Origin of the sequence: Bradyrhizobium genosp. A (assembly GCF_049949275.1) — a bacterium.
Lineage (GTDB): Bacteria > Pseudomonadota > Alphaproteobacteria > Rhizobiales > Xanthobacteraceae > Bradyrhizobium.
Map to the genome: position 1 here is coordinate 1,884,836 of NZ_CP188196.1, position 9,805 is coordinate 1,894,640.

Here is a 9,805-nt window from a genome sequence, read left to right on the forward strand (position 1 = left end):
GCCCTCACCCGCGCTCTGCGAGCGCGTCGACCTCTCCCGCAAGCGGGAGAGGTGCAGCAGTGCCCCTGGCCCGATCGCGTTTCCTTAATCAGCCTTCCGCCACCGCGTCGGCCCAGGGCTGGAAGATCTCGACTGCGCCGGAATTGATGTCGCCGTCGCGCATCACCACGCTCGGGCAAGCGAACTTTTGCGGCAGCGTCTGCACCGGCGTTTCCTTGTAGTCGAAGCGTGCGGCAAGCGCCTTGCGTGCATCCGCCGGCAGCCGCGTGTCGCCGAGTACGATCGCGCCTTCACTGCAATCGATGCGGGGTTGATGGATGGCGGCATCGAGGCCCATGTCGAAATCCATCGCAAAGGAGACGAGCTGCATCACCGACGGCAGGATGCGGCGGCCGCCGGACGCACCGACCGCGAGGCGCTTGCCGTCCTTGGTCTCGGCGATGACAGGCGTGTAGTTGCAGAGGCAGCGCTTGCCGGGCGCGAGCGAATTGGTGGTGCCGGGTGTCGGGTCGAACCACATGATGCCGTTGTTCATGGCGATGCCGCTGTGCGGCGTCACATATTTCGAGCCGAACGACGAGAGCAGCGTCTGCGTCACCGCAGCGATGTTGCCGTGACGGTCGACGACCGAGAAATGCGTGGTGCAGGCGGGCGCGAGATATTCGGCGCCGAGCGAGCGCTTGCCGTCGGCATCGCCCATGTCCTTGAGCCGCTCGCGGAAAGCCGCCTGCAAGGCGAGCGCATATTCGACATAGGCGGCAGCGTCCGGCGCGCCCGCCGGCTTCAGACTCTGCTGCAACAGACGCAGCGCATGCGCCATGGTCGGGCCGGCCGTAAGCTCGGGCGTCGCATAGACCTTGCCGTCACGATAGGGGATCGCCAGCGGCTCGCGCAAATGGCTGCGGAACGCGGCGAGATCCTCGACCGACAGCGAGCCGCCGTCAGCCCCGATGTCGGATGCGATGCTCCTGGCGAGGTCGCCCTGGTAGAAGTCGCGCGGACCGGCTTCGGCGAGGTGCGCGAGCGTCGCCTTCAACGTGTCCAGCGGCAGCCGCGTCTCGGCCTCGATGCTCCAGGGCGGGCTCGGCGGCAGGCCGTCCTTCAGAAATGCAGCCGCGCTCGCGGGATAGCGCCGGAGATCTGCCGCCGAACCCGCGATCGTCAGTGTGGTCCACCAGTCCGCCAGCAGGCCCTCGCCGGCGAGCGCCACCGCCGGAGCAACCAGATCTTTCCACGACATCCTGGCGTGTCGGCGGTGCGCCTCCTCCATGCCGGCGACGACACCTGGCACGGCGATCGCGCCGGGACCGTGAACGTTGCGATCGCCCTTCACCCGCGGCCAGGGGAACAGGTCGGAAGCTGTGCGTTCTCCAGTGATGGGATAATCGGCGGCGCGCAGGCTCTGCGGGGCGCACATGCCGTAGTCGATCACCTCGTAGCGATTTTCCGTGGCGCGGTAGAGCACCATCGCGCCGCCGCCGCCGATGCCACTGTTCCAGGGCTCCAGAACGTTCAGCGCAAAAGTGGTTGCCACGATCGCGTCGACGCAATCGCCGCCCGCTGCCAGCACCTGCGCTCCGACCTCGGCCGCCCGCCGCGATTGCGACGCGACAATGCCGCCCCTGGACGTGACGGCGGGTTTGCGGACGGTTTGGTTGAGGCTGAACTGATGAGGCATGATGTCGCTTGTGCTTGTCTGGTCGGTTGTCTTGTCAGTTGTCTTGGCTTCGTTGCGCTGACGTCGAAGCTCCGCAATTGGCGGAGCGCGCGAAGAATGGCACATTGCCGTCAACGAGAACATCGAAAGGAAGGCGCGACATGGCAGGTGTGAAACAGGCGCGGGATGGCGCCGTCGGGATTTTGACGCTCGACGACCCGGCAAGCCTGAACGCGATGACGCCCGATCTGCTCGGCGCGCTTGCCGCCGCGGTCGCCGAGACGACTGGGGATGAGGAGGTCCGCGCGCTGGTCCTCACCGGCGCGGGGCGTGGTTTTTGCTCAGGACAGAATTTGAAGGCAGCCGGAGCGTTGGGCGACGACCTCGCGGCCGGCGTGATGCGCTTCTACTGGCCGGCCTTCAAGGCGCTACGCGAATGCCGCGTGCCTGTCGTCGTTGCCGTCAACGGCGTTGCGGCCGGCGGCGGCTTCAGTCTGGCGATGGCCGGCGACATGATTGTTGCGGCGCGGTCGGCGAGCTTCATCCAGGTGTTCAGCCGTATCGCGCTGGTGCCCGATCTCGGCTCGACCTGGCTGCTGCCACGGCTGATCGGCCGACAGCGCGCGCTCGAACTGATGCTGCTGAACGAGGCGCTCACGGCCGAGCGGGCGCAGGAGATCGGTCTGGTGCGGCAGGTCGTCGACGACGCGAAGCTGATGGAGGAGGCGTTGACGTTGGCACGCCGTCTCGCCGATGGCCCGACCCGCGCTCTGGTCGCGACCCGCGCGCTGGTCGAGGAGAGCGAGCACGCAAGCTACGAGGCGCAGTTTCGCCGCGAGATCGAGCTTCAAGCCACGATCCGCACAAGCGCCGATGCGATCGAAGGCCGCAAGGCCTTCGTCGAGAAGCGCAAGGCGAAATTTACGGGGCGGTGACCCTGTCTCCGCGCCGTCGTGGCCGGGCTTGTCCCGGCCATCCACGTTCTTCCGCGCTAGAGACAAAGACGTGGATGCCCGGGCCTTCGCCTCGTCGAAGCGGCCTCGGCCGCGCAGGCGGGACAAGCCCGGGCATGACGAGTTGAGAGACCGATCAGTTGGAAAGCAGCGAAGGCGCTAGGCTCAGAGCCCGCGGTTCAGCCGGCTAGCCTGATATTTGGCGTGCCATTTCGGACCCGGGCCGCGCATGTAGTGGAGCTCGGGGCGATAGGGATTGCCTGCGATCCGCACCAGCTTCTGCCATTTGGTGGCGACGAAGGCGAAGGGCTGGCGTAACAGGGTCAAAGAAGCCAACAGCATGGCATCACCTCAATGCGGCTTGCCGAGCATGGCAGTGAAGGGGAGATCGAAGATCTCCTCGCCATCGTCGTCGCTGATATGGATCACCCAATCGCGCCAATCCTCGGCGCCGGGCGTCTCGATCATCGAGCGCATGATCTGGGCGGCGCGGTCGCGCGCCTCGGTCAGGTTGGCGACTGCCGTGCCGTAACGATCGATCAGCGTGCCATCGGCATTCGAGCAGTGGAAATACATCTGAACCATACACGCCTCCTCTGGAAAGCGATTTGGACGGCATATCGATACCATCCGGGGAGAGCGAAAAATATTCGGGCCAAGCCCGGTAAGGGAATCTACGGGGATTGGTCGGCACGAAGAGCCCTGTGGGTTTGATCACAGGGGGGTGATGTTCAACTGGACGTCGCCAAAGCGGCGTGGAACAACTCTCGGCCGAAAGCCGGGGAGAGGCCGCTGTGAATCAGCTCACATTTCAGGGTGGACGCGGAAGCTTGTGCGTGGGTGTCGCCGCCTTCGCGGCGGTCCTGCTCGGCTTTGGTCCACTGGCCGCGTCCGATCCCGTGAGGAAAAGCGGCTACGCGGTGGGAACGGAGACGTGCGGTAGCGGCGATCTCGCCTTTCCCAAGATCCAGATCGACATGAAGGCCGGTTTTTGTGCCGGCCTCGTCGCCAGCGAAGAGGACCATCTGAAATTTCCGCGGTCGATCATCCAGGTGCCCGGTCGTGACCTGTTCGTGGTCGCCGATATGGGCGGCTGGGGCCATACCGATGGCCGGCTGCTGCTGCTCGATCCCCACGCCACCAGCGGCCAGCGGTTCAAGGAGCTCCTGACCGGGGTCGAATATCCGTTCGGCCTCGTCATCGGTCCGGACAAGAAGCTCTACGCTTCGACCGCCGAGACCATCTTCCGCTTCGATCCGCTCGCGGACAATCCGCGCGGCACGGTCGAGACCATCATCCGTCACATGCCGGGCCGCCGCATCACGCTGCCTGACGGCACCAGGCTCGATGAGAGCGCGCACCCGCTCAAGCAGTTCGTGTTCGATCGCAATGGGCGGCTGTTCGTCAATGTCGGCGCCCACAGCGACGACTGCATCACGCCGGCGCCGATCACGCGGCCTTGTGCGCCGGCTGAAGGTCCTTCCGCCATGGCTGCGATCTGGCTGTTCACGCCGCCGTCAGGCGGCGTCTTCCCGGCGTTAAAGCCGAACGATCCGGATCCGCCACATGCGGTTTACGCGCGGGGCTTGCGCAATTCGATGGCGCTGGCGCTGCATCCGAACTTTCCCGATGCCGGCTACGCGTTCCTGCAAGGCGAGAACGGCCGCGATCTGCCCGATATCTTCAAGCCGAACGAGGAGATCAATGCGATCGAGCAGGGCAGGCATTATGGCTGGCCCTATTGTTATGACCTGTCGACGCCGAGCCCCGAGTTCAGAAGCGTGCTGCAATCCGGCGTCTACAAATCGCTTTGCACGAGCAACGCGCCCTATAAGGCGCCGTTCTCGCTGCTGCCGCCCCACGGTGCGCCGCTGGCGATGCTGTATTATCACGGCGCTAAATTTCCGGAGTTCGAAGGCAAGCTGCTGGTCGGCCTGCACGGTTATCGCCCGACCGGCAGCCGCGTCGTCGTCTACGACGTCGACGACCACGGTTTCCCGAAGCCCGCCCCGGCGCCGGTGCGCTACCACGTCAGTTGTGCGGCCGATCCGACCCACAATTTTCAGACCGACGCCGGAGATGTCGCCGCCGCGCCGTTCGAGGAGTTGATCGCCGGCTGGCACCGCGTCAATGGTGCGCGGCCGCAAGGCGCGCCGGTCGGCATGACGGTCGCAGAGGACGGTGCGATCTGGCTGGTCGAGGACAAGAACCAGACGATCATCCGCATCGATCGCGCCGCGGGCGATCCACCGCCGCCGCTGCCCTGCGACACGCGCAGCGAAGCGCTGATCGACCAGCTCGCCGCCTTCGTCGCCAAGGATGCGCAAAACAAGATCCGGCTCACCACGCTGCGCAAAAACCTCGTCGAAAAGCACTGCATCGGCTGCCACTCCGATTTTGGCCTGAAGACGGGACAGTTGGACGGCGACAAGGACGCGACCGTGCTGAGGTTCATGCTGTCGCAGGATGGCTGGATCTATCCGGGCGATCCGGAGTCCGGCAAGCTGCGCACGCGGCTGCGCGGCATTGGCGCGGAGAAGCTGATGCCGCCGGGCGGCGAGAGCCTGCCGAAAACCGAGCCCGGTTATGCGGCGCTGCTCACGACTGTGGATCTGCTTGTTGCCAAGATGGTTCCGGGGACGCGGATGCGCATCAAGCTCGGCCTGCCGCAGCGCAAGTTTTATGGCAAGGCGAACAAGGAATGCGGCGAAATACCGGCCGCCAAGGTCGTTGTCGTGACACAAAGGAACGCTGTAGACAAACCGGGCTTCAGCCGATTCTTCCGGGCGGCCGATCCTTATTTGAATGGCGAGTGCAGCGACGACGATGGCTATTTCATTCGGCAGGAATTTCTGGTGCCTGTGCAGTAGCATCCTGCTCGTCGTCGCCACGCCGCTCGTCGCAGCCGAGACGAAGCTGTTCGAAAGCGTGCAGGTGACGCCGGCCAGCGAATATACGTTCGGCATCGAAGGGCCCGCCGCCGATCTCGATGGCAACCTCTTCGTGGTCAATTTCGGCAAGCCCGGCACCATCGGCCGATTGCCCGCGGGCGGTGCGGCGTCGGAAGCCTTCACGGCGCTCCCCGAGGGCAGCGTCGGCAACGCCATCCGCTTCGATCGCAGCGGCACGATGTTCATCGCCGACTACAAGAAGCACAACATCTTTGCGATCCCGAAGGGCGGCATCGAACCCAGCGTCTGGTTTCACTCCGACGAGATGAACCAGCCCAACGACATCACCATCGCCCGCGATGGCACGATCTATGCGAGCGATCCGAACTGGAAGGGCCGGGAAGGCCACATCTGGCGCATTGCGAAAGCGGCCGACGGATCGGTGCAGGGACAAATCATGCCGGCGCCGCGCGCGATGGGCACCACCAACGGCATCGATCTCGGCCCTGACGGCAAGACGCTCTATGTCGGTGAATCCAGCAATGGACAGGTCTGGTCCTACACTATCCGCGGCAACGAGCTCACCGACGCAAAGCTCGTCAAGGCATTCCAGCCCGACACCATCGATGGCCTGCGCACCGATGTCACCGGCCGCCTCTACGTCGCGCGCATTCTCAAGGGGACGATCGCGCTGATGAAGCCCAATGGCGCGGTCGAGCGCGAGATCGCGCTGAAGGGCAAAGAGCCGACCAACCTCGCCTTCGGCGGCAGCGACGGCAAGACCGTCTTCGTCACCCAGCGTCAGGGCGGCTTTATCGAATCGTTCCGCACGGACCAGCAGGGCCGCGAGCACTGTCTCCAGCGGGGCCGTTGCTAGGCTCGTCAAAGGCTGCTCTTGACGCAGAGCCGCAGCGCGAAGGCGGCACTCTTCTTGCTTGCATCTGGCCGCCGCCGGGATTTAGACATTCTGTGGCATCGTTAAAGAGCACGCGACCACGGAGTGTTGAGTGAAAGCCGTCCATACCGAACTGCACCGCAGCCACGATCCGCAATTCTTCCTGGTCCGCGGCATCGTCAAGCGCACCACCGAACAGCCCGAGCGCGCCGATCGCCTGCTCAAAGGCCTGAAGGACGGCAAGCATCAACTGGTCGAGCCGACCAAGTTCGGCCAAGGCCCGCGCGCGCGCATTCACAGTCCCGAATATCTGTCGTTCCTGAGTGAAGCCTGGGATGCCTGGACGGCGCTCGGCGATTCCGGTCTGGAGATGATCGGCAACATTCATCCCGTGCGCCATGCCGCGACCTATCCGACGCATATCGTAGGCCGACTCGGCTGGCACACCGCCGACACCGCCGCTCCGATCGGCCCGGGCACCTGGGCCGCGGCCTGCGCGGCGACGGATGTTGCGGTCACCGCGGCGCAGATGGTGATGGACGGCGAGGACGCGGCCTATGCGCTATGCCGTCCGCCCGGCCATCACGCCTATCGCGACATGGCCGGTGGCTTCTGCTTCCTCAACAACAGCGCGATCGCGGCCGCGCATCTGCGGCTCAAGCACGAGCGCGTCGTGATCCTCGACGTCGACGTCCATCATGGCAACGGCACGCAAGGAATTTTCTATGCGCGGCCGGATGTCTATACGGTCTCGATTCACGCCGATCCGATCGCGTATTATCCCTACGTGTGGGGCTATGCCCATGAGCGCGGCGAGGGTCCCGGCCTCGGCACCAATCTCAACATCCCCCTGGCGATCGGCACCGGCGATGACGGCTATATCCGGGCGATGGATGTCGCGCGCAAGGCGATCGAGTCCTTTGCGCCCGGCGCGCTCGTGATCGCGCTCGGCCTCGACGCCTCCGAGCACGATCCGCTGAAGGGCCTTGCCGTCACCACGCCCGGCTTCCGCCGCATCGGCCAGGCCATCGCGAAGATGGGCCTGCCGACCGTGTTCGTGCAGGAAGGCGGTTATCTCTCGGATATCCTCGGCGCGAACCTGACCTCGGTGCTGGCGGGATTCGAAGAGGCAAGGTGAGGTTCGTCATTCTCGTCATTGCGAGCGTAGCGAAGCAATCCAGAATCTTTCCTCGCGACGACTCTGGATTGCTTCGCTGCGCTCGCAATGACGACGTGGATGCAACCTTGCATGAGGGAGAGTGATTGGCTCGGCGGCATCAGTGCTCAAAACATCCCGCTCGCCCTGAGCGCGTTGCAGACGTGCTGCATCTCGGTCTCGTCCGCGACCATGTCGAGCATGATCGTGGTGAGGCCCTTCGCGGCAAACTCCTTCAGCTTCGCGCCGATCTCGGCATAGCTGCCGACGAGATAGGGGCAGTCGGCCTGGAAGGTGAGGTACGGCAGCAGCCAATAGCCATTATCGGCGAGCTCGCCGCTCTGGCCTTCATATAGCCGCCGCTTCCAGACGGAATCCGAGTTCTCCACCGTGAGTGCGAGCAGCTCGCGGTCATCAGGGTTGTCGCGGAAGCGGAGCTTCGCCGCCTGCCGCGCTTCTTCTCCGTTCTCGCGCGCGAAGATGCCAAAATTCATTCCGGGGGCATTGAGACCGCGATCGAGGTCGGGCGGCAGCATCTGCATCTTGATGCAACCGGTCTCCGCTGCGACGCGCTGCGCCGCCTCCGACTGGCCTGCGATCAGGAATTCCGGCATCAGCTCGGCCGGCAAGCGTGGCCGCAATTGCAAATTGCTGGCACGATAGAACCGGCCCTCGACATCGACCGGGCGCGAGCTCGAAAGCAATTGGCGCACGATCGCGACGAACTCGCCGAGCCGGACATAGCGGTCGGCATGCGACTGCTCGTCGCCCAGCCCCTGCAAATCGCTGATCGCGGTTCCCGTGATCATGTTGAGATGAACTTTACGGCCGTAGAGCTGCGCAAACGACGAGACGAACTTCGCGGCCGTGAACGGGTGCATGTAGACCGGATTGACGGCGATCAGCGGCGAGGATCGCATCGTTGCCGCGATGATGTGCTGGGCCATGGCCCAGGGCTCGACGAAGACGTCATTGCCTTCGAACAGCAAAATGCCTTCGAAACCGTTGCGGTCGGCGAACTCCGCCACCCGTATCAGCTCGCCGACATATTTCTTGGGATCGCGGTTGCGCGAAATTGCGGGAAAGACGCGCAGCCGCGCCGGCATCATTCCGCCGCTTCCTGCAGCGGCCAGGCATTGCGGGTGATGCGAAGGCCGCCGGCCGCACGGGAGCCGTCGGCGATCGCCAGGCGATGCGAGGGCGATGGCGAGCACAGCGAGAAGCGCCAGCCCGCGGGATCGTCGGAGATATCGGGCTTGAAGCTGATTTCGATCGCCTCCCGCGAGACCTGCATCGCGAATGCGTCGAGCGGCAGGTTGAGTCCAAAACCCCTGGCTTTCAGATAGGCTTCCTTCAGCGTCCAATAGTCGAAGAAGCGCTCGATGGCGGCCGGCTCCGGCAGGCCGCGCAGCGTCTCGACCTCTTCCGGCGCAAAGAAGCGAAGCGCGGTGGAGAGTGGCGCGACGCGCCGCGACACCGTCTCGACGTCGACGCCGACGGTCTCGTGCTTCGACACGACGCAAGCCACGCAGCCGTCGGCATGGGACAGGCTGAAATGCAGTGCCCTCGAAGTCGCCGGCGCCGCGACAAAGGGCCGCCCGTAGCGGCCGGTCGAAAACGACCAGTTGGTCGGTTCGACCTCGGGGGCCGCGTGCGACAGCGCCAGGCGCAACATCGCATGCGCGAAGATATATTGCCGCTGATGCCGCTCCAACATGAAGCGGTCGGCGCGTATCCGTTCATCGACCGAGAGCAGCCGCCGGCAGGCTTCGACCGCGCCCGGCGTGTCGATGCTCTCGATCAGTCCGACAAACAGTTCAATTTCGTCGTCTGCCATCAATTGGGCCCATAGCGTCAGGCGGAGGCCAAATCCGGCCCTGACCGAAAGAATCAACCGAGCAGGAAGCAACTGAGCAGACCGCTTCTAGCGGTCCACCCGGGCAAATTCTTGTCGATTGCTGGCCGGTTTACAGGCGCAAGCTTGTGCGAGACCCCAACTCGACAGGCGAGCGGCCAAAATTTGGAAATGAATTTGAAGATTCGTGCGGCGTCCCGGCCGACGAGTCTTACTTTTTCTTCTTGGCCTTTTTGCCGCCCAGCATGGAAAGGCTGGCGTCGACGTCCTTCAGAGCGGCCTGGAGCTTCTTCTTCTCGTCGGTAAGAAGCTTCTGAAGCGACTTGCGGTCCTTGTCGCTCAGCGAGGTACCCTTGGTAAATTTGATGAAACCCATAATAAGCACTCCCCCGGTTGAA

The 9,805-nt window shown here is 64.3% G+C and carries 10 protein-coding genes; 4 read left to right on the top strand and 6 right to left on the bottom strand.

Annotated elements, in window-relative coordinates; genetic code table 11:
* Positions 1-88 precede the first annotated feature (88 nt).
* A complete protein-coding gene (locus ACP2YP_RS08795; protein WP_426423687.1) occupies positions 89-1,678 on the bottom strand; it encodes a gamma-glutamyltransferase family protein in 1,590 nt (529 codons plus the stop codon).
* A 140-nt stretch (positions 1,679-1,818) separates the two neighbouring features.
* Between ACP2YP_RS08795 and ACP2YP_RS08800 the strand changes: the two genes are divergently transcribed.
* Positions 1,819-2,592, top strand: coding sequence for an enoyl-CoA hydratase-related protein (locus ACP2YP_RS08800; protein WP_426423689.1), 774 nt, complete (start codon positions 1,819-1,821; stop codon positions 2,590-2,592).
* Positions 2,593-2,775: 183 nt separating this feature from the next.
* Here ACP2YP_RS08800 and ACP2YP_RS08805 read toward each other — a convergent pair whose 3' ends face one another.
* Together ACP2YP_RS08805 and ACP2YP_RS08810 are read right to left on the bottom strand one after the other, a co-directional pair.
* Positions 2,776-2,952, bottom strand: a complete 177-nt coding sequence (locus ACP2YP_RS08805) for a hypothetical protein (RefSeq protein ID WP_426423690.1) — start codon at positions 2,950-2,952, stop codon at positions 2,776-2,778.
* A gap of 9 nt (positions 2,953-2,961) precedes the next feature.
* On the bottom strand, positions 2,962-3,195 hold the full coding sequence (locus tag ACP2YP_RS08810) for a DUF6894 family protein (protein ID WP_426423692.1): 234 nt from the start codon (positions 3,193-3,195) through the stop codon (positions 2,962-2,964).
* Positions 3,196-3,404: 209 nt separating this feature from the next.
* Here ACP2YP_RS08810 and ACP2YP_RS08815 point away from each other — a divergent pair, with 209 nt between their 5' ends.
* From ACP2YP_RS08815 to ACP2YP_RS08825, 3 genes are all read left to right on the top strand, one after another.
* Positions 3,405-5,480, top strand: coding sequence for a PQQ-dependent sugar dehydrogenase (locus ACP2YP_RS08815; protein WP_426423694.1), 2,076 nt, complete (start codon positions 3,405-3,407; stop codon positions 5,478-5,480).
* A complete protein-coding gene (locus ACP2YP_RS08820; RefSeq protein ID WP_426423695.1) occupies positions 5,437-6,378 on the top strand; it encodes an SMP-30/gluconolactonase/LRE family protein in 942 nt (313 codons plus the stop codon). Before ACP2YP_RS08815 ends, ACP2YP_RS08820 begins: the two co-directional genes overlap by 44 nt.
* 130 nt (positions 6,379-6,508) lie before the next feature.
* Positions 6,509-7,534, top strand: a complete 1,026-nt coding sequence (locus ACP2YP_RS08825) for a histone deacetylase family protein (RefSeq protein ID WP_426423697.1) — start codon at positions 6,509-6,511, stop codon at positions 7,532-7,534.
* A gap of 146 nt (positions 7,535-7,680) precedes the next feature.
* Here the strand turns inward: ACP2YP_RS08825 and ACP2YP_RS08830 are convergent, their stop codons facing one another.
* The 3 genes from ACP2YP_RS08830 to ACP2YP_RS08840 form a co-directional block, all read right to left on the bottom strand.
* The gene (locus ACP2YP_RS08830; protein WP_426423699.1) at positions 7,681-8,661 is read right to left on the bottom strand and encodes an LLM class flavin-dependent oxidoreductase; all 981 of its coding nucleotides are present in this window, start codon (positions 8,659-8,661) and stop codon (positions 7,681-7,683) included.
* Positions 8,658-9,389, bottom strand: coding sequence for a 4'-phosphopantetheinyl transferase family protein (locus tag ACP2YP_RS08835; protein ID WP_426423700.1), 732 nt, complete (start codon positions 9,387-9,389; stop codon positions 8,658-8,660). The genes ACP2YP_RS08830 and ACP2YP_RS08835 overlap by 4 nt, the downstream gene beginning before the upstream one ends.
* A 229-nt stretch (positions 9,390-9,618) precedes the next feature.
* The gene (locus ACP2YP_RS08840) at positions 9,619-9,783 is read right to left on the bottom strand and encodes a hypothetical protein (RefSeq protein WP_426423701.1); all 165 of its coding nucleotides are present in this window, start codon (positions 9,781-9,783) and stop codon (positions 9,619-9,621) included.
* Between the last annotated feature and the right edge of the window lie 22 nt (positions 9,784-9,805).

Coding starts and splice junctions, on each gene's coding strand:
- ACP2YP_RS08820 (WP_426423695.1), top strand. CDS start 5,437: ATGGCTATTTCATTCGGCAGGAATTTCTGGTGCCTGTGCAGTAGCATC.
- ACP2YP_RS08810 (WP_426423692.1), bottom strand. CDS start 3,195: ATGGTTCAGATGTATTTCCACTGCTCGAATGCCGATGGCACGCTGATC.
- ACP2YP_RS08830 (WP_426423699.1), bottom strand. CDS start 8,661: ATGATGCCGGCGCGGCTGCGCGTCTTTCCCGCAATTTCGCGCAACCGC.
- ACP2YP_RS08795 (WP_426423687.1), bottom strand. CDS start 1,678: ATGCCTCATCAGTTCAGCCTCAACCAAACCGTCCGCAAACCCGCCGTC.
- ACP2YP_RS08835 (WP_426423700.1), bottom strand. CDS start 9,389: ATGGCAGACGACGAAATTGAACTGTTTGTCGGACTGATCGAGAGCATC.
- ACP2YP_RS08840 (WP_426423701.1), bottom strand. CDS start 9,783: ATGGGTTTCATCAAATTTACCAAGGGTACCTCGCTGAGCGACAAGGAC.
- ACP2YP_RS08805 (WP_426423690.1), bottom strand. CDS start 2,952: ATGCTGTTGGCTTCTTTGACCCTGTTACGCCAGCCCTTCGCCTTCGTC.
- ACP2YP_RS08800 (WP_426423689.1), top strand. CDS start 1,819: ATGGCAGGTGTGAAACAGGCGCGGGATGGCGCCGTCGGGATTTTGACG.